Source organism: Streptomyces sp. SID12501 (assembly GCF_010550245.1).
Lineage (GTDB): Bacteria > Actinomycetota > Actinomycetes > Streptomycetales > Streptomycetaceae > Streptomyces.
This window is the reverse complement of sequence record NZ_JAAGLU010000030.1, coordinates 87,013-105,957: the sequence shown is the minus strand read 5'-3', so window position 1 is coordinate 105,957 and position 18,945 is coordinate 87,013. Positions and strand designations below refer to the sequence as shown.

At 69.8% G+C, this 18,945-nt stretch carries 17 protein-coding genes; 8 read left to right on the top strand and 9 right to left on the bottom strand.

From position 1 onward, the window contains the following. Positions 1-144 precede the first annotated feature (144 nt). Genes G3I71_RS31745 through G3I71_RS31730 form a run of 4 tightly spaced genes read right to left on the bottom strand, consistent with a single transcriptional unit; the run spans position 145 to position 4,378 of the window. A complete protein-coding gene (locus tag G3I71_RS31745; RefSeq protein ID WP_164320055.1) occupies positions 145-1,278 on the bottom strand; it encodes an acyl-CoA dehydrogenase family protein in 1,134 nt (377 codons plus the stop codon). A 35-nt stretch (positions 1,279-1,313) separates the two neighbouring features. Continuing rightward, positions 1,314-1,805, bottom strand: a complete 492-nt coding sequence (locus G3I71_RS31740) for a VOC family protein (protein ID WP_343243130.1) — start codon at positions 1,803-1,805, stop codon at positions 1,314-1,316. Further along, on the bottom strand, positions 1,802-3,109 hold the full coding sequence (locus G3I71_RS31735) for a cytochrome P450 (protein WP_343243129.1): 1,308 nt from the start codon (positions 3,107-3,109) through the stop codon (positions 1,802-1,804). Before G3I71_RS31735 ends, G3I71_RS31740 begins: the two co-directional genes overlap by 4 nt. A 36-nt stretch (positions 3,110-3,145) precedes the next feature. Beyond that, positions 3,146-4,378 (bottom strand): CaiB/BaiF CoA-transferase family protein, encoded by a 1,233-nt coding sequence (locus G3I71_RS31730; protein WP_164319994.1) that lies wholly within the window; start codon positions 4,376-4,378, stop codon positions 3,146-3,148. A gap of 113 nt (positions 4,379-4,491) precedes the next feature. Here G3I71_RS31730 and G3I71_RS31725 point away from each other — a divergent pair, with 113 nt between their 5' ends. Both G3I71_RS31725 and G3I71_RS31720 read left to right on the top strand, forming a co-directional pair. After that, positions 4,492-5,811, top strand: coding sequence for an acyl-CoA dehydrogenase family protein (locus G3I71_RS31725; protein WP_164319993.1), 1,320 nt, complete (start codon positions 4,492-4,494; stop codon positions 5,809-5,811). Then, positions 5,808-6,584: an SDR family NAD(P)-dependent oxidoreductase gene (locus tag G3I71_RS31720; protein WP_164319992.1), complete on the top strand. Its 777-nt coding sequence runs from the start codon at positions 5,808-5,810 to the stop codon at positions 6,582-6,584. The genes G3I71_RS31725 and G3I71_RS31720 overlap by 4 nt, the downstream gene beginning before the upstream one ends. 107 nt (positions 6,585-6,691) lie before the next feature. On the opposite strand, the gene G3I71_RS31715 is transcribed toward G3I71_RS31720, so the two are convergent. From G3I71_RS31715 to G3I71_RS31705, 3 genes are read right to left on the bottom strand one after another with little or no spacing between them, the layout of a single operon-like run. Next, a complete protein-coding gene (locus tag G3I71_RS31715; protein WP_164319990.1) occupies positions 6,692-7,717 on the bottom strand; it encodes a phosphotransferase family protein in 1,026 nt (341 codons plus the stop codon). Positions 7,718-7,777: 60 nt separating this feature from the next. Beyond that, on the bottom strand, positions 7,778-9,280 hold the full coding sequence (locus G3I71_RS31710; protein ID WP_164319989.1) for a class I adenylate-forming enzyme family protein: 1,503 nt from the start codon (positions 9,278-9,280) through the stop codon (positions 7,778-7,780). A 15-nt stretch (positions 9,281-9,295) separates the two neighbouring features. Then, the gene (locus G3I71_RS31705; protein ID WP_164319987.1) at positions 9,296-9,613 is read right to left on the bottom strand and encodes a hypothetical protein; all 318 of its coding nucleotides are present in this window, start codon (positions 9,611-9,613) and stop codon (positions 9,296-9,298) included. Between the two features lie 127 nt (positions 9,614-9,740). Here G3I71_RS31705 and G3I71_RS31700 point away from each other — a divergent pair, with 127 nt between their 5' ends. Together G3I71_RS31700 and G3I71_RS31695 are read left to right on the top strand one after the other, a co-directional pair. Next, a complete protein-coding gene (locus G3I71_RS31700; protein ID WP_164319986.1) occupies positions 9,741-10,514 on the top strand; it encodes an enoyl-CoA hydratase/isomerase family protein in 774 nt (257 codons plus the stop codon). A gap of 69 nt (positions 10,515-10,583) precedes the next feature. Next, complete coding sequence (locus tag G3I71_RS31695; protein WP_164319985.1) at positions 10,584-11,627, top strand: LLM class flavin-dependent oxidoreductase; 1,044 nt, start codon at positions 10,584-10,586, stop codon at positions 11,625-11,627. Between the two features lie 108 nt (positions 11,628-11,735). On the opposite strand, the gene G3I71_RS31690 is transcribed toward G3I71_RS31695, so the two are convergent. Then, positions 11,736-13,013, bottom strand: a complete 1,278-nt coding sequence (locus G3I71_RS31690; protein ID WP_164319983.1) for an amidohydrolase family protein — start codon at positions 13,011-13,013, stop codon at positions 11,736-11,738. A gap of 204 nt (positions 13,014-13,217) precedes the next feature. Between G3I71_RS31690 and G3I71_RS31685 the strand changes: the two genes are divergently transcribed. Further along, positions 13,218-14,696: an aldehyde dehydrogenase family protein gene (locus G3I71_RS31685; protein ID WP_164319982.1), complete on the top strand. Its 1,479-nt coding sequence runs from the start codon at positions 13,218-13,220 to the stop codon at positions 14,694-14,696. Positions 14,697-14,918: 222 nt separating this feature from the next. Here G3I71_RS31685 and G3I71_RS31680 read toward each other — a convergent pair whose 3' ends face one another. Continuing rightward, entirely contained in the window at positions 14,919-16,091 is a 1,173-nt protein-coding gene (locus G3I71_RS31680; RefSeq protein ID WP_164319981.1) for a thiolase family protein, read from the bottom strand. Between the two features lie 129 nt (positions 16,092-16,220). On the opposite strand from G3I71_RS31680, the gene G3I71_RS31675 reads away from it, so the two are divergent. Genes G3I71_RS31675 through G3I71_RS31665 form a run of 3 tightly spaced genes read left to right on the top strand, consistent with a single transcriptional unit; the run spans position 16,221 to position 18,936 of the window. Then, positions 16,221-17,351: an acyl-CoA dehydrogenase family protein gene (locus tag G3I71_RS31675; protein WP_164319979.1), complete on the top strand. Its 1,131-nt coding sequence runs from the start codon at positions 16,221-16,223 to the stop codon at positions 17,349-17,351. A gap of 45 nt (positions 17,352-17,396) precedes the next feature. Next, on the top strand, positions 17,397-18,161 hold the full coding sequence (locus G3I71_RS31670) for an SDR family NAD(P)-dependent oxidoreductase (protein ID WP_164319978.1): 765 nt from the start codon (positions 17,397-17,399) through the stop codon (positions 18,159-18,161). 7 nt (positions 18,162-18,168) lie between these two features. After that, positions 18,169-18,936, top strand: a complete 768-nt coding sequence (locus G3I71_RS31665) for an SDR family NAD(P)-dependent oxidoreductase (protein WP_164319976.1) — start codon at positions 18,169-18,171, stop codon at positions 18,934-18,936. Positions 18,937-18,945: the final 9 nt, after the last annotated feature.

Here is an 18,945-nt window from a genome sequence, read left to right as displayed (position 1 = left end):
CAGACCAGAGCTATAAAGTACACTGAATTAACGAACGGTGGGTCATGGATCCCCTCAGTTGGCGTCCGAAGTGACGAGAACCATGCGATTCAGTGACCTGAAATTGCGACACAGAGGCCCACGGAGACCTTGCCGGGGGCCGTTCTAGATTCCGACCAGGTCCGCCAGTCGCGCCCGGTGGGTCGCCGGGCTGCCGAAGAGTTGCTCGGACGACTTCGCGCGCTTCAGGTACAGGTGCGCGTCGTGTTCCCACGTGTAGCCGATGCCGCCGTGGATCTGGATGTTCTCCTTGGCGGCGCGGGTGAAGGCGTTCGCGCAGTACGCGGCGGCGAGCGCGGCGGACACCGGCAGTTCGTCCGGTTCCCCGGCGGCCACGGACATCGCACGGTAGGCCGCCGAGCGGGCGGCCTCGACCTGGAGGAGCATGTCGGCGCACTTGTGCTTGACCGCCTGGAACGACCCGATGGGACGGCCGAACTGGACCCGGACCTTCGCGTACTCCACCGCGGCGTCCAGGCATGCCTGCGCCCCGCCGACCTGCTCGGCGGCCAGGGCAACGGCCACGAGGTCGACGACGGCACGCAGATACTCCGTGGCGTCCCCCTCGGGACCGACCCGCACCGCTGTCGCGCCGTCGAGGTCGATCCGCGCCAGGCGCCGGGTCGGGTCGAGTGTCTCCAGCCGGGTGCGGGTCACGCCGGTCGCGGTGCCGTCCACGGCGTACAGCCCGGGACCCGTGTCCGCGCGGGCCGTGACGAGGAGCAGGTCGGCGCTGTCGCCGTCGATCACGAACATCTTCGTGCCCGACACCCGCCAGCCCGTGTCGCCCCTTTCGTCGCGCGTCGCCGAGGCCGCCACGTCCTCGACGTGCCACGACCCACCCGCCTCGGCCAGCGCCAGGGTGCCGGTCAGCGAACCGTCGGCTATCGCGGGCAGCCAGCGCGCCTTGGCGGTGTCGTCGCCGGACGCGGTGAGGGCCTGGCCGGCGAGGGCCACGGTGGCGAAGTACGGCGAGGGCAGCAGGACCCGCCCCAGTTCCTCCAGGACGATCCCCAACTCGACCGGGCCGCCGCCGAAACCGCCGTACTCCTCCGGCAACGCGATGCCGTGCAGGCCGAGTTGGGCCGCCATCTGGTGCCAGAGCACCGGGTCGTGGCCCCCCTCGGACTCCATCGCGCGGCGTACCGCCTCGCTCGGCGCCTTGTCCGCCAGGAAGCGGCGCAGCGTCGAACGGAGTACCTCGTGCTCCTCGGTGAAGGTGGTGAAGGTCGGTGCCACGTACGTCGTGCCCTTCGCTGTCACTGAGGCAACTGTCACTGGGGTGTCTGTTGGGGCGTCTTCGACCGCAGGTAGGCGGCGAAGTCCGGCATCCGGGCGCGGTCCACGATCTCGATGCGCAGGCCGGAGGGAGCCAGGTGGTAGGCGAAGATCGACGGTTCTCCGTCGATCACGGCGCAGGCCTCCAGGGCGAAGCCCGCCTCCACCAGCCGTTTCGACGTCGCCGGGACGTCGTCGCAGAAGTAGCCGAGGTGGTGTGTGGCGATGTTCTCGGCCGCCGTCCACGGGGTCCCGGGGATCTCCTGGACGAGTTCGATGTGCGGGGCGTCGAGCGAGTACGCGAAGCGCAGGGGCAGTACCCGTTCACCTTCGGCGAGGCGGACCGGCAGTTCGGCGTACATGGTCTCGGTCCACCGGTAGCCGGCGACCTCGGTCATCCGGGTCTTCCACTCGTCGACGTCCGGGACCACGATCCCCGTGTGGTAGAGGTCGGCCGCGTTGAGCGGACGGTCCGTCGCGGCGCTCACCAGGCGAGCCGGAGCTGCTTGATGCCGTACATGTTGCCGTGCGCCTCGATGTCCTGGCCGGGCTCGACCTCGTAGTCCGGGATGCGCCGGTGCCATTCCTCGATCGCCACGTTGAGTTCGAGGCGAGCGAGGTGTGAACCGAGGCAGCGGTGCGGGCCCGAGCCGAAGGCGATGTGGTTGGTGGTCTCCCGGTGCAGGTCCACCTCCAGGGGGTTGTCGTACCGTCCGGGGTCACGGTTGGTGACCGCGACCGGGAGCATCACCATGTCGCCGGCCCGGACCGGGCAGCCGCCGATCTCGACGTCCCGTGTCGCCTTGCGGGCCGGGACCACGGGCGAGTAGACGCGCAGGATCTCCTCCACTGCGGTGGAGATGAGCGAGGGGTCGGCGACGATCGCCGCACGCTGCTCGGGGTGCGTGGCGAAGTGGTAGAGCGCCCAGCCGACCGAGATCGGGACGGTGTCGAAGCCCGCCTGGAAGAACAGGACACAGAACGCGTGCATGTCCCGGTCGCTGATCTTCTCGCCGTCGATCGTCCAGGTCATCGCACGTGACAGCAGGTCGTCGCGCGGGGCCTCGCGGCGCAGGGCGATCTGCTCGTCGAAGTAGTCCGACACGGCGTTCATGGCCGTCAACTGCCTCTGCCCGTCCGGGTCTTCGCCGTAGGTCAGGTGCAGCAGGTCATGTGTCCAGTGGAGGAACTGGCCGAGGTCCTCCTCCGGCAGGCCCATCAGGTCCATGAAGATCCGGGTCGGGAACCGGCGGGCGAAAGCGTCGAGGACATCGGCGCTTCTGGCGTCCTTCAGTCCGTCGATCAGGTCGCCGGCGATCTTCCGGATCTTCGGCTCGTCGGCGGCGGCTGCCTTCGGGGAGAAGTGCTTGCCCAACAGCCGTCGCCACTCGGTGTGCTGGGGCGGGTCCAGCATCTCGGGGATCCACAGGAACCTCGGATTCGGGTTGAGCACCGTCACCGACTCGCTGGAGAACGTCCGCCAGTCCTGGAGCGCCCGCTGGATCGCCTCGCTCTCGGTGACGACCCAATATCCTTGCGCGATGGTGCTCCGGAACCCGGTGTGGGTGACGGCCAGTTCGTCCCAGCGCTGTTGGTGGCTGAGCACCGGTCCGCTGAGCCGGTTGTCGAAGTGGTAGGCGGGGACTCCCTCGTGGGTTCCCTCGGGTTCGAGTGTCGTGCTCATCACGGCTCCTCTCGTCGTACGTTCGTCACGTCGTCCGCCGTCACGCCGTACGGGGGTCATGTCGTACGAGGTCATCTCGTACGGGGTCGTCACGTACGGGGTCGTCACGTACGGGGGGTCACGTACGGGTCACCTACGGGGGGGTCACGTCGCCGCGCCGTCGATCTTGAGCACGATGAGCTCCTCCTCGCCGATCCCGAGCGAGCGCAGGACATCGTCGGTGTGTTCGGCGAACAGGGGTGCCCGGGTCAGGGTGGCCGGGGTCTCGTCGAACTGGACCGGATTGGCGACCAGTTCACGGTCGACCCCTTCGGCGTCCACGACGGGGGCGATGAGACCGTTGGCCCGCAGTGCCGGATCCTGACCGACCTCCCAGGCGCTCTGCACGGCCGCCCACTGGCCCTCGCCCCGGGAGAGGATCTCGACCCACTCGTCGTACGGGCGGGACGCGATGAGCCCGGCGACGATCTCGGCGGCATCGCCGGCGTTCGCCATCAACTTCTCGGTGCTGTCGAAGCGTTCGTCGCGGGCGAGTTCCTCGCGGCCGGCCAGCTTGCAGAACTCGGCCCAGTACCGGCCGGGTTGCAGCATCGACAGTTCGATCCAGCGGCCGTCCGAGCTGCGGTAGGCCCCGATGAGGGGGTTGGTGGCCGATCCGTACCGGGGTTGGATGTTCACCGGGAGCGGGCCGCCGTGCATCAGCGCCATGTTGACCGTGAACTGCGTCGCCCAGGCACCCACGCCGAGCAACGACACATCCACGACGGACGGTTCGCCGGTCGTGGCGCGGGAGTAGAGGGCGGCGGCGATGCCTCCGGCGATGGTCATACCGCCGATCGCGTCGCCGTAGGCACCGGCGGGCATCCGGATCATCCGGTCAGCGCCGACCGGGGTGACACCGGCGGCGCTGCCGCCGCGCGCCCAGTAGGCCGTGCTGTCGTAGCCGCCCTTGCCCGCCTCCTCCCCACGGGCACCGAAGCCACTGCCGCGGACGTAGATGATGTCCGGGTTGACCGCCCGGACGTCCTCGACGTCGATGCGCAGTTTCGCCCGCGCGTCGGGCAGGAAGTTCGTGAGGAACACGTCGCTGTTACGGATGAGTTCGTCCAGCACGCGCCGCGCGGACGGCTTCTCCAGAGCCAGACCGACGCTGCGTTTCCCGCGGTTGGGACCCTCCACGATCGGGAAGAACGACGACTCCTTGCTGACGGCGTCGTACCCGAGCACCCGCACCAGGCCGCGCTGACCGTCGCCCCGTTCGGCGTGCTCGATCTTGATCACGTCGGCACCCCAGTCCGCGAGCACGGCACCTGCCGCCGGGACGAAGGTGAACTGTGCGACCTCGAGAACCCGCACACCTTCCATGGGCCTCTGCATCGGACCAACTCCTCCGAGCCTGAACTCTCCTGAGACGCTATTGCGCATACCCAATCAACGAAGAACGCGCTCCAGTATGGACCGAGGGTCGTAAAAAGTATACTGTTTTCGTCATGCTGGATTTCTCGATCGAACCCGATTTCCAGGCCAAGCTGGACTGGGCAACGACCTTCGTACGCGAGGAGGTCGAGCCGCTCGACCTCCTGTTCCCGCACGGGGGCGACCCGTACGACACCCACAACGAGAAGGCCCGTGCGATCCTTCGGCCGCTTCAGGACAAGGTCCGGGCGCAGGGCCTGTGGGCCTGCCATCTCGGCCCCGAACTGGGCGGCGCGGGGTACGGACAGGTCAGACTCGCCTACCTCAACGAGATCCTCGGCCGCTCCTACTGGGCCCCTACGGTCTTCGGCACCGCCGCCCCGGACACCGGGAACGCCGAGATCCTCGCCATGTTCGGCACCGAGGAGCAGAAGGCCCGCTATCTGCGGCCGTTGCTGGACGGGGACATCGTCTCCACCTTCTCGATGACCGAACCGCAGGCGGGCGCCGACCCCAAGGAGTTCGTCTGCCGCGCCCGGCGCGACGGGGAGGAATGGGTGATCGACGGCGAGAAGTGGTTCTCGTCCAACGCCCGTTACGCCGCCTTCCTCATCGTCATGGCCGTCACCGATCCGGACGCGCCGCCGCACGCCCGCATGTCGATGTTCATCGTGCCCGCCGAGACGCCGGGCATCGAGATCAAGCGCAACGTCGGCACCATGGACGAACGCGACAACCTTGACGAGGGCATCCACGCCTACATCCGCTACGACCAGGTCCGGGTCCCGTTCGACGCCATGCTCGGCGGCCCGGGCGAGGGCTTCAAGGTCGCCCAGGCACGCCTCGGCGGCGGCCGGGTCCATCACGCGATGCGTACGGTGGGCAAGTGCACGCGTGCCTTCGACATGATGTGCGAACGAGCGCTGTCCCGCCGTACGCAGGGCACCCTGCTCGCGGAGAAGCAGGCGGTGCAGCAGTTCATCGCGGACTCCTGGGTGGAGTTGCAGCAGTTCCGGCTGCTCGTGCTGCACACCGCCTGGCTCATCGACACCCAGCCGCACGGCGCGGCCCGCACTCAGATCGCGATGTGTAAGGTCCAGACGGCCAAGGTGCTGCACGACATCATCCAGCGGGCCCTGCACGTCCACGGTTCGCTCGGCACGACCAACGAACTGCCGCTCGCCAAGTGGTGGATGGCCGCGCCGAACCTCGCCCTCGCCGACGGCCCCACCGAGGTGCACCGAACCACGATCGCCAAGCGGCTGCTGAAGAACTACCGGCCGGCGGAGGGCCTGTTCCCGAGCGAGCACATCCCGCCGAAGCTTGAGGCCGCGCGCAAGCGGTACGCGCACATCGTCGAGGACGACAGCCTCGCGGGCCGGGCGGACTCATGAGCGGCGACCGCGATACGAAGGCCGGCGCCCCGGCCGACCTGTTCGACCTGTCCGGCAAGGTCGCGCTCGTCACCGGGGGCAGCCGGGGGCTGGGGCGCGAGATGGTGCGTGCGTTCGCCGCCGCCGGTGCGGATGTGGTGATCGCCAGCCGCAAGGCCGACGCGTGCGAGGCGGTTGCCGCGGAGGTCCGCGACCTGGGTCGGCGTGCGTTGCCGGTCGCCGCGCACGTGGGGCACTGGGGCGACCTCGGTCTGCTCGTCGACGCCGCGTACGGAGAGTTCGGAAAGGTCGACGTCCTCGTCAACAACGCGGGGATGTCGCCGTTGGCGCCCTCGTCGACGGAGACCAGCGAGGAGCTGTTCGACAAGGTGATCGGGGTCAACTTCAAGGGGCCGTTCCGGCTCGCCTCGCTGATCGGGGAGCAGATGGCGGCGGGGGGAGGCGGCTCGATCATCAACGTCTCGTCGTCGGGAGCGTTGTTTCCGCAGCCTCGGTTCGGTCCGTACGCCGGGGCCAAGGCCGCGTTGAATGCGCTGACGACCGTCTTTGCCCTGGAGTACGGGCCGACCGTGCGGGTCAACACGATCTCGGCGGGGCCTTTTCTGACCGACATCTCCAAGTCCTGGTCGGAGGAGAAGCGGGAGAGTACGCGTAGTGCGGTGGGGCGGCCCGGGCGGCCGGAGGAGATCATCAGTACGGCGCTTTATCTGGCCAGTGATGCGTCCAGTTATACGACTGGGGCGTTGATTCGGGTGGATGGCGGGTTGTACTAGGTAGTCGGTTGCCTGCGGGCCGGTGTGGGCTGGTCGCGCCCACGCGGCGGAGCCGCAGACAGATACAGACCCGCGCCCCTTGTCGGGGCGCGGGTCCGCTCACACGTTCAGCCCAGTAGGTCCCTTGCCTCTGCCAGCAGGACCGGTAGCGCCGGCAGCATTCTGCGGTGCATGTCCGTCAAGTGGTCTGCTTTGCGGCCACGCTTGATCAAGAGCGCGGTGGCGGCGGACTCCTTGTACTTCGTCAGGGCCTCGAACCACCGTAGGTCCGGGAGCCGTTCGCCCCGCGCTTCCTCGTAGGTGTCGACGAGTTCGGCCTTGCCAGGCATGCCGGTCGGCTGCTCCGACAGGGACGCCGGGTGGTGGGCCTCGTCGGTGAAGAAGGTCAGCCAGGTGATGTCGACCCGGGGGTCGCCGAGCGACCAGATCTCCCAGTCGATGACCGCGTTGACCGAGTCCGCGTCGCACAGTGTGTTGCCGAGCCGGTAGTCGCCGTGGGTGAACACCGGCATCATCGCGGCGGGCACGGTGGCGAGCAGCCGTTCCGCGACCGCCTCGTAGCCGGTGCGCAGATCCTCGGGGACCGTCGTGAACGCCCGGGTCCAGCGGTTGATCTCGGCGCCGGGCGTGACCACCGGCTCCACGGCGAGGGCGGTCCGTTTGGGGTCCGCACGATGCAGGTGGGCGAGCATCCGGGCCGCGTCGAGGGCACGGGCCCGTACCTGTGCGGCGGGCAGTGCGCCCCGGGGCACGAGCACCGGTTCCACACACTCTCCTGGCACCAACTCCATTGCCACGAAGGGCTGTTGGGCCGGGGGTGCACCCTTCTCCCAGAACAGCACCTTCGGCACCCGTACGCCAGGCACGCCGGCCAGCACGTGCATGAGCCGCGCCTGGCGCAACACGTCCCGGTTGCGGACCGGTTGGAGGCCGGGCGGGGCCACTTTGAGGACGACCCGCTCGTATCCGGCGGGGACGCCCGACAGTACGGCGACATAGGTGAGGCTCGATGTGCCGCCGGTGAGCGGTTCGACCGACTCCACCGCGCCCTCGGGGGCCCAGCCGCGCAGTGCCGCGACTGTGCGCTGCGTCAACTCCGGTATCGGATCGGTGCTGTTGGCGACGGTGCTCATGGACCGGTCTCTCATCCTTGTCGGCCGACGGCCTGGCGACGGCGTACGTCGGTCAGCGGGTCAACGGTCGGCGGTCAGCGCCTCGACGATGTCGCGGCGCACGAGCTTGCCGGTCGGGGTGCGGGGCAGTTCGGCCCAGCGGGTGATGCGCTCCGGTGTCTTCGAGCCGCGCAGGGTGCCGCGCACCTGTGCGCGCAGGTCCCCGGCGTCGAGCTCCGCGCCGTCCCGGACCACGACCACGGCCTCGATGCGCTGGCCCCACTCCTCGTCCGGGACACCGACGACGACCGCGTCCAGCACGTCCGGGTGACGCAGCAGGACGTCCTCGATCTCGGCGGGCGCGATGTTCTCGGCGCCCCGGATGATCGTGTCGTCGGCCCTGCCCTCGATGTGGAGATAGCCGTCGGCGTCGATCCTCCCCTGGTCGCGAGTGTGGAAGAACCCGCGCTCGTCGACCGCGGAACCCTGCCCCGCGTACTCCCCCGACACCTGGTCGCCGCGCACCCAGATCTGCCCCGTCTCACCGGGGCCGACGACCGCGCCGGACGCGTCACGGACCTCCAACTCGACACCCGGCACCGGCAGACCGGCCGAGCCGAGCCGGGCCCGTACGGCCGGATCGTCGCTCGCGACGGCCGTCCGGTGCTCCTGCGGGCCCAGGACCGTGATGGTGGACGAGGTCTCCGTCAGCCCGTAGGCGTTCACGAAGTCGACGTGCGGCCAGACGCGCAACGCGGTCTCGATCACGCGTACGGGCATCCTGGCCCCGCCGTAGGCGAGCGCGCGCAGCGAGGGCACCGAGCGGTCCAGGCCGTCGGTGTCCATGATGCGGGCGAGCATCGTCGGCACCACCATCGCGTTGGTGACGCGCTGCCGCCGTACGAGGTCCAGCCAGCTCTCCGGGGTGAACTGTTCGAGGCTCAGGGCGCGGCGTCCCGCGTACAGGTTGGTCAGCACGTTGGACACGGCGGCGATGTGGTACGGCGGAACGCTCACCAGGGCTGCCTCGTCCGGATCGGCGCCGGCGAACTCCACTGTGCCGAGTACGTACGACACGAGGTTGTGGTGGCGCAGCACCACGCCCTTCGGCGTCGAGGTCGTGCCGCTCGTGTAGATGAGGACCGCCGGGGCGTCGGGTGACGGCGCCGGTTCCTCGTCGCCCGGAGCGGCTGGGGCCTCCGCCGCCGCCTGGGTCAGCCACTGGTCCGGGCTGCGCACTGCCAGGCCGGCCCGGCGCAACGCCTCGCCGTGCTCGGGGTCGGCGATGCCCAGGGCGCGGGGGTGGTTCGCCAGCAACGCGTCCAACTGCGCCGCGCCCAGGCGGTAGTTGACCGGGATCAGCGGAACTCCGGCGCGGGCGGCGGCGAACAGCGCGACCGGGAGGGCCGGGCCGTTCACCGCCAGGTACACGATCGCGTCGGCGTCGGCCGCACGCACCGACCGCGCCCCGCCGACGGCCAGTTCACGCAGTTTCGGGGCGGTCAGCCCGTCGTCCGTGCGCCCGATCAGGACCCGGTCGCCGAATCCCTCGGCGGCCATGTCCAGCAGCATCGCTATGTTCATCGGCCCGCCCCGCCCTCAGTCCGAGGCCGGGAGCGGCTTGGCGCTCTTCATCGGCATGGGTACGCCGTTCACCGCCAGCGTGCCCTGCCCCTGCTTGGTACAGAGCAGTTCCAGGCCGAGGCCCTCGTCGGCGTACCGCTTGCCCAGCAGGGAACCGCCCATCAGGTCGGGGTCGGGGTCGACTGTGCCGGTGGCAGCAGCCCCCGGCCCGTTCGCCTCGGCCATGGCCGCTCCGCCGCAGGCGATCTCCAGCTCCTGCTCCGGGCAGCGAACGACGATCACCGCCGTGGTGTCGACCGTACTGGCGAGCATCTGCCCCACACGTGGCCTCATCGCAGGTCCCTCCGCGGATCTTGTTCCGTTCCGGTGCCCGAAGACCAGAAAAAAGTATACTACTTACCTAGATCACGTCGAGATGACGAGACGACGAACTGAGACAACATGACGAACGGAGTGCCGGATGGAACTCAAGACCGTCCTGTTCGAGGTGGCCGACCACGTCGCCACGATCACCCTGAACCGGCCCGAGGTCATGAACGGCTTCAACCAGCGGATGCTGGAGGAGTTCTCCGCCCTCTGGCAGACCGTCAAGACCGACGACGACGTGCACGTCGTCGTGTTGCGGGGCGCGGGCGAGCGGGCGTTCTGCACGGGCATGGACGTGAAGGAGGGCATCGCCCGCCACCCCAACGTCTGGTCGCAGACCGACCCCGGCGAGTACCTCTCGCCGAAGCTGAACCAGGTATGGAAACCCCTGGTCTGCGCGGTGCACGGGATGGCCGCCGGCGGCGCCTTCTACTGGCTCAACGAGGCCGACATCGTGATCTGCTCGGACGACGCCACCTTCTTCGATCCGCACGTCAGCTACGGGCTCACCGCGGCCATGGAGCCGATCGGCCTCGCCCGGCGCATCCCTCTCGGCGAGGCGCTGCGCATCGCGCTCCTCGGCCTGGACGAGCGCGTGTCGGCGGCCCGCGCCCTGCAGATCGGCCTGGTCAGCGAGGTGCTCCCCCGTGCGGAACTGTGGGACCGCGCCGACGGCATCGCGCGCATCATCGCCGCCAAACCGCCCGCCGCCATCCAGGGCACCGTCCGGGCGATCTGGGAGTCGCTCGACTCGACGCGCACCCAGGCGCTGCGCACCGGACTGTCGTACACACAGATCGGCAACCCCATCGGCAAGGCCGAGGTCGATCGCGCCGAAGTGCCCCGGAGGCAGTGGACACTGCGCTGACACTCCCCTAGCCTGCACTAAAAGAGTGTACTTTATAGAGATCATAAAGGTTGTGAAGGGGAGGCTTCCATGTTGTTCGGCATGCCCTGGCCCGGCCGGGACGTCGCGCGGGAGGCCGAGCAGGCCGGCGTCGGCGCCTTCTGCGCCGGGGAGTTCGTCGACCACGACGCCTACCTCACGGTGGCCGACATCGTGGCGAACACCGAACACGCCCTGGCGGGTCCCGCCATCGCCTACGCGTTCGCCCGCACCCCCTACGCGCACGCCACCGCCCTGCGCCAGCTGCACGCGCAGGCGCCGGGCCGGCTGTTCCTCGGCCTGGGCAGCGCCGCGTTCAGGATCAACCGGGACTGGCTGGGCGTGCCCGCCGAACGTCCCGTGGCCCGGATCGCCGAGACGGTCGGTGCGGTGCGGGCCTGGCTCCACGCGGAGAACGGCGAGAAGGTCAGCTACTCCGGGGAGTTCTACTCGCTCGACGCCGATGTCCGAGCGCCGGTGCTCGGCCGGCTGGACATCCCGGTCCTGCTCGCCGCGTTCAACACCGGCATGGCCGCGACCGCGGGCCGGGTCGCCGACGGTGTCGTCGGGCACGGGCTGTTCACCTCCTCCTGGTGGAACGATGTCGTACGGCCCTCGGTGGAGCGCGGCACGGGCGGCACAGGCGGCGGCGACCCGGAGTCGCGCTTTCTCGAACACGGCTGGATCATCACGGCAGTTGACGACTCCGCACCCGAACGCGCCGTCGCGGACGCCCGCCGGATGATCGCCTTCTACCTCACGGTGAAGACGTACGACCCCTATGTCGCCCACCACGGCTGGGAGGAACCGGTCGCCCGACTCCGCGCCGCGTTCCGGACGGGCGACACCGATGCCATGGCCCGGGCGGTCACCGACGAGATGGTCACCGAGATCGCCGTGTGCGGGACGACCGCCGAGGCGAAGGACGCCCTCGCCCGCCGCGCCGGCTCACTCCCCCGCGACGTCGGCTACTTCGCACCGCCGAGCTTCATGGTGAGCGGGCGGCGACGGGCCGCGTACGCCCGGGCCGCCCTCGCCCTGATCGGCGCGGTACCGGACACGCCGGACGTACCGGATGCTCCGGAACGCCCCTGATACACGCATGCAAGCGACCGGCCCCCGGAGCGTGGACACTCACACTCCGGGGGCCGGTCCGTGGCACAACCGCCTGCCGGCCGAGCTCAGCCGCGGATCAGGCGCAGCTCAGGCGTCCTGCGGAAGCGGCGCGAGCTTCTTGCTCTTGTCGAAGTGCACGACGTCGGCCAGCGTGCCGCCGAGGATGGCCGCGCGGTCCTCGTCCGGGACCCCGTCGAAGTTCTCCGCGATGCACTCGGCGCTGTCGCGGAAGGTGCCCTCGGCGTGCGGGTAGTCGTTGCCCCACATGACGGTGGAAAGACCGGTGATGTGGCGGGCCTTGACGGCCGTCGGATCGTCCGCGAACTGGACGTGGATCTGGCGCCGGACGTACTCGGTGGGCTTGAGCGGGTAGGGCCACTTGTCGTTGATGGCGAACAGCCGCCCCATGGAGTGCTGCTCGGTCGGGGGACGGTTGTCGTCCCAGAACCCGAGCCACCAGTCGGGGTCCTGACCGGTGCCGGTCTTCCACGCCTTGTCCATGTAGCCCATGAAGGAGACCAGCCAGCCGGCCGTGTACTCGATCAGGTTGAAGTGCAGGTCGGGGAAGCGCTCGCACACACCGCCGCCGACAAGGCTGGCGATGATGCCCTGCGGACCGGCCACAGCCGACCCGACCGCGAAGCCCATGGTGCGGCCCGCCACCATGTCGTCGGTCAGGTTGCCCTTGCCCATGTTCATGGCGTTCATCAGGCCCCGGACGGTCACCGCCGTCTCGGACACCGCCTCCTTGACCTTCACCCCGCCGGTCGCCACGTGGATGAACACCGGCAGACCGTGCGCCTGCGCGGCGGCCCAGACCGGGTCGTACTCCCGCGAGTAGAAGGGCAGCGGCGGGATCTCCGGCAGGAGGATCGCCCCGAGGCCCAGCCGCGCGATCCGCTCGATCTCCGCGACGGCCTCGGGCACGTTCGTCAGCGGGATCGCCGCCGTCGGGCGCAGCCGGTCCTTGTACGGCAGATACCGCTCGACCAGGTAGTCGTTCCAGACGCGGGCGTGCGCCATGGACAGTTCGTGGTCGTCGGTGAACAGGACGAAGAGTGAGAGATTCGGGAACATCACCGAAGCGTCGACGCCGTCGATGTTCATGTCCCGGATGATGTGCTCGGGATCGCCGTCCGGGGTCTCCCCGCCGGTCTGACGGTATTTGGAGATGGTCCAGCCGTCGAACCCGATGGTGTGCAGTTTCTTGAACTCCGTGTGCCCGCCCGGCACGATCGGCTCGTCGAGCGTGAACTCCTCTTCCCAGAGGGCCCGTTCACGCAGGTTCTTGGGGAGCCGGGTCTTGAAGAGATCGACCGGCTCGATGATGTGCGAATCGCCGGAGACGACGAATTCCTTGAACACAGGCGGTACCTCTTTCGAACATCGTTGTTCGCGCAGAATCCACCCCGCGGATGAGGCCGAAGTTACCTGTACCGATCGGTCTAGTCAATGATTCAGCATACGGATTAGCGTCCCGACGCGTTCAAGAATCCTGACAAACGCCTGACTTGGGGCCGATCAGCGCACCCTCTTCCCTCGTGCCTGCAATTAAGTACACTCAACTGCATGACGACGGCTTACTCGTTCTCTTCGCAGCTCTACATTGACGGGCGCCGCACGGACGGTGATTCACAGGCGTCACTCGTCGTTCGCAATCCGGCGACGGAGGAATTGATCGCCGAGGTCCCCCAGTCCTCACTCACGGATGTGCGGCGCGCCGTCGAGGCGGCGCGCCGGGCCTTCGACGAGGGCCCGTGGCCCCGGCTGAAGCCCGCCGAGCGGGCCGCGGTGCTGTTGCGCATGGCCGAGGAGATGGAGCGCCGGCTGCCGGACCTCGTCGCCGTCAACATCGCCGAGGCGGGATCGGTCCGTCCGCTCGCGGAGAGCCTGCAGACCCGCGTGCCGGTGGCGCACCTGCGCGACATGGCGGAGCGGGTCATGCCGACGTTCGCCTGGGAGCGCCCGATGCAGCCCACCGTCGCGCCGGGCATCGGCATCTCCCAAGGGGTGCTGCGCCGCGAGGCGTTCGGCGTGTGTGCCCTGATCTCCGCCTACAACTTCCCCTTCTTCCTCAGCATGATGAAGGTGATCCCGGCTCTCGCGGCAGGCTGCACCGCCGTGCTCAAACCGGCGCCCGCGACCCCTCTGGAGTCCCTCCTGATCGGCGATTTCGCCGACGCAGCCGGGCTGCCCCCTGGCGTGCTGAACATCGTCACCGGCGACATCGCGGCCGGCCGCGAGCTGACCACCCACCCCATGGTGGACCTGGTCAGCTTCACCGGGTCGGACACCGTCGGGCGCGCGGTCTACGCCCAGGCCTCGGCCTCCCTGAAGAAGGTCGTCCTGGAACTCGGCGGCAAGTCGGCCAGTATCGTCCGCGCCGACGCCGACCTCGACGGCGCCGTACGGTCCGCGCTCGCGGGCATCACCACGCACGCCGGACAGGGCTGCTCGCTGCTGACCCGCACGCTCGTCCACGAGTCCGTCCACGACGAACTGGTCGCCCGGCTGAGCGAGGGTCTCGCCGCCGTCAGGGTCGGCGACCCGGCGGACCCGGCCACCACCATGGGCCCGCTGATCAGCGAGGCCCAGCGGGACAAGGTCGAGAAGCTGATCCACGTCGGCGAGGAGCAAGGGGCCCGGATCGTCCACGGCGGCAGACGCCCGGCGGGCCTCGACCGGGGCTACTTCGTGGAGCCCACCCTCTTCACCGGCGTCGACAACGGCATGACCATCGCGCGTACGGAATTCTTCGGACCGGTCGGCGTCGTCATCCCGTTCGCCACCGACGAGGAGGCGGTCCGGATCGCGAACGACAGCCCGTACGGCCTCGCCGGCGCCGTCTGGAGCGCCGACACGGTGGCCGCCCACGAGATCGCGTCACGCGTCCGGGCCGGTGGGGTGACGATCAACGGCGGCAGCGCCGGCGTGAATCCGCGGGCCGCCTTCGGCGGATACAAACAGAGCGGACTCGGCCGGGAGTGGGGCGAGTTCGGACTCGACGAGTATCTGCAGACCAAGACGGTCAGCTGGGCGGCACGGTAGCGCTCCGCTGGGTGAGCGGTTCCTCGGCCGCGGCCGGTGGGGGCTGGTCGCGCAGTTCCCCGCGCCCCTTTCGGGGCGCATTGCACAACCGGCACCTGGGTGAGGCAACGGCAGCCTGACGAGCTCTTGACAAAAGAGGAGGCGGCGCAGCCCGCCTCCTCTTTTGGGGGCGCGGGGAACTGCGCGACCAGCCACAGCGAACCCGCACCCGAAGAACACGCGTCACACCGTCAGCACCATCGCCGATCCCATCCCCCCACCCGCACACATCGCCGCGACCGCCGTCCCGCCACCCCTGCGGCGCAGCTCGTGCGCCAGGGTCACCACCATGCGAGTACCCGTCGTCGCGATCGGATGGCCGAGGCTGCATCCGCTCCCGAACGGATTCACCCGCTCCGGGTCGAGGCCCAGTTCACGAGTCGTGGCCACGGCGACCGCCGCGAACGCCTCGTTGACCTCGAAGAGGTCGACGTCCTCGACACCGAGCCCGGCCCTGCCGAGCGCCTTGCGGATCGCGGCGATCGGCGCCAGCCCTGTCTCGACCGGGTCGACACCGACGCTCGCCCAGGACCGTACGGTCGCCAGGGGCGTCAGGCCGTGCGCGGCGGCGACGTCGGAACCGGCGACCACGACCGCCGCCGCGCCGTCGTTGATCCCGCTGGAGTTGCCCGCCGTGATGGAGAAGCCCTCGATCTCGGGGTGCAGCACCTTCAGCGCGGCCAGCTTCTCGCCGGTGGTGTCGCGCCGGGGATGCTCGTCGATGTGGAAGACCGAGGTCGCGCCGTCCCTGCCCGTGACCTTCACCGGCACGATCTCGTCGTGGAACCGGCCCCCGTCGATGGCTCGTACGGCCCGCTCGTGCGAGCGCAGCGCCCACGCGTCCATCTCCTCGCGGGTGAGGCCGGCCAGCCGGGCGGTGTTCCAGCCGACGAGGACACCCATGTCGTTGTTGGGGGCCTCGGGTGTCGGAACGTGGGTCGGCGCCATCCAGGGGTCCTGCCAGTCGTCGGTGCCCGGGATCCGCCACCGGGACACCGGCGCCGTGGACGACGAGTGCGTGCCGCCCGCGACGACCACGCGGTCCATTCCTGCCCGTACGCTCCCGGCGGCGGTCGCCACGCTGGCCAGTCCGGAGGCGCAGTGCCGGTTGTGGGCCAGACCGGGTACGTGGGTCAGTCCGGCCCGGAGAGCCGCGTACCGGGCGATGTCGCCGCCGCCGGCGAGGGATTCGCCGAGGACGACGTCGTCGATCATCTCCAGCGGCAGCCCACTGCGGTAGGCGGCCTCGCGCACGACGACGGTGGCGAGTTCGAAGGCGCTGGTGTCCCGCAGGGTTCCTCGTCGGGCGGTTCCGATCGCGGTACGGCACGCGGAGAGAAGCACGGCATCAACCATGCAATTGAGAGTACTTAAATCAAGGAGAGATCAACAGGCCTTCCGTGGATCCCTCTGGAAATCAGCGGTCAGCGGCCGATCCTCGTCGAGGACCTCGACCCGACCCGTAAAAGAGGATACCTTGTTACGGTGAACTTCGAGCTCAGCGAAGAGCAGAGCATGCTGCGCGAAGCCTCGCGCGACCTGTTGGCGGACCGGGCCCCGATCGAGCACGTACGGGCGTGGCTGGACCGCGACGAGGACGTGGACCCCGAGGTGTGGCGGCTCACCGCCGACCTCGGCTGGCCCGGGCTCGGCCTGCCCGAGGAGTACGACGGCAGCGGCCAGGGGCTGGTGGAACTCGCCCTAGTCGCCGAGGAGTTGGGGTGCACCCTCGGGCGGGGTCCGTTCGCGCCCACCACGACCGTCGGCCGGGCACTCGCCGCCGGGGGCTCACCCGATCTGCGGTCGGAGGTGCTGCCCGCCCTGGCCGCCGGATCGTCCTGGGCCACCTGGGCGTTCGCCGAACCGCGGGCTCCCTGGTCCCTGGGCGGCGTCCGTGCCACCGCCCGCGCTGACCGCGGGGCGTTCGTCCTCGACGGGGTGAAGACGGCCGTTCAGGATGCCGGCGGCGCCCGCTGGCTGCTCGTCACCACCCTGCACGAAGGCGTCCCGACCTCGTTCCTCGTCGACCGAGACGCCCCGGGCGTCACCGTCGGGCGCCAACGCACCCTCGATCCGACCCGCGCGTTCCACGAGGTCCGCCTGGACGGCGTACGCGTCCCGCACGACCGCCGCCTGACCGACGGGCCCGCCGGCATCCAGCGGCTGCTCGACGAGGCGTCGGTGCTGCGGTGCGCCGACGCGCTCGGAGTGATGCGGCGTCTGCTGGAGCTCACCGTCGAACACACCACGAACCGCGTGCAGTTCGGGCAGCCGATCGGCACCTTCCAGGCCGTCAAGCACTCCGCCGCCGACATGGCGCTCCTCGTGCACGGCGCCCGCGCGGCCACCCACTACGCGGCGATGGCCGCCGACGCGGGCACCGACGACGCGGCTCGCGCTGCCTGCGCCGCCGCCTCGTACGTCTCGGCGGGATCCGGCGAGGTCGCGGCCCGGGCGCTCCAACTGCACGGCGGCATCGGCTTCACCTGGGAGCACGACCTCCACCTCTATCTGCGCCGTGCCAGGGCCGACAGCGTCCTGTACGGCGACGCGGCCGTCCACCGCGACCGTCTGTGCACCCTCCTGCGGCCCTCCCCCGCAACCGCATCCTCCTGAGCGAGAAGAAGCGCGAAGACCCGAAGCAGACCCGAAAGGTTCCCGATGGAGATCAAGGGCAAGAAGGCCGTGGTGTTCGGCGGCGCCTCCGGCATGGGCCGGGCCACCGCCGAGCTGCTCGCGGCCCGCGGCGCCGAGGTCGCCGTACTCGACCGTCCGGCGTCGGCGGGCGCCGAGGTCGCCGCCGCGTTCGGCGGGAGCTTCCACCCCGTCGACGTGACCGACTTCGAGGCGACGGAGAGCGCGCTGAGCGCCGCCGTGGAAGCCCTGGGCGGGCTGCATGTGTCGGTCACGACCGCGGGCGGCGGCAGCGTACGGCGCACGCTCGGCAAGGACGGGCCGCACGACCTGGAGACCTTCCGCCGGGTGCTCGACCTCAACGCCGTGGCCACCTTCAACGTCAGCCGTCTGGCCGCCGCGCACATGAGCCGCAACGAGCCCGAGGAGCCGGACGGCGAACGGGGCGTCATCGTCAACACGTCGTCGATCGCCGCCTTCGAGGGGCAGATCGGCCAGGTCGCCTACTCGGCGGCCAAGGCGGCCATCGCCGGCATGAGCCTCACCATGGCCCGCGATCTCGGCTCCCTCGGTATCCGCGTCGTCGCCATCGCACCCAGCCTGTTCGAGACGGGCGCCACCGAGAGGATCCCCGCCGAGGTACGGGCCGCACTGGTCAAGGACGCCGCGTTCCCCCGCCGCCTCGGCCACCCGGAGGAGTACGCGAAGCTCGCCATCGCCGTCATCGACAACCCCATGCTCAACGGCCAGTGCCTCCGTCTGGACGCCGGCCAGCGATTCGGACCGAAGTGAGGTTCTGATGCCGGAACAGACAGAACAGACGGAACACCAGGGCAAGGTGGCCCTCATCACCGGAGGCGGCCGGGGCTTCGGCAAGGCGTTCGGCGAGGCCTTGTCCGGCCTCGGCGCGCATGTCGTGCTCGCCGACATCGACGGCGACGCCGCCGCCGAGGCGGCCGCCGAGCTCACCGCGAAGGGCCTGAGCGCGACCGGGGTCACCTGTGACGTCGCTGACGAGGACGAGGTCGGCGCGATGGTGAGCGGGATCGTCGAACACCACGGCGGACTGGACGTCCTGGTGAACAACGCCGGCCTGCACGCCGCCTACAACAGGCCGTTCACCGAACTGGGACTGGCCAAGGTACGGCGAGTCCTCGACGTCAACGTCATGGGCACCGTCATCTGCACGCTCGCGGCCCAGCAGGCCATGCGGGGCCGGCCCGGTGCCTCCATCGTCAACATCTCGTCGTCGGCGGCCTACGCGAACCGAAGCATCTACGGCGTGTCCAAACTGGCCGTACGCGGCCTGACGGTGGCGTTCGCGCGGGAGTTCGCCGGCGACGGCATCCGGGTCAACGCGATCGCGCCGGGCCTGATCTTCACCGACGCCGTACGGGCCCAACTGTCCGCCGCCGAGGCCGAACGCGTCCTGGGCGAGCAGATCCTGCGGCAGGAGGGCCGGGAGCAGGACATCGTCGAGGCGCTGCTGTATCTGGTCTCGTCGAAGGCGTCCTTCGTCACGGGCGAGACGCTGCGCGTGACGGGCGGTTTCGCGCTCTCGGTCTAGCCCTCTTTC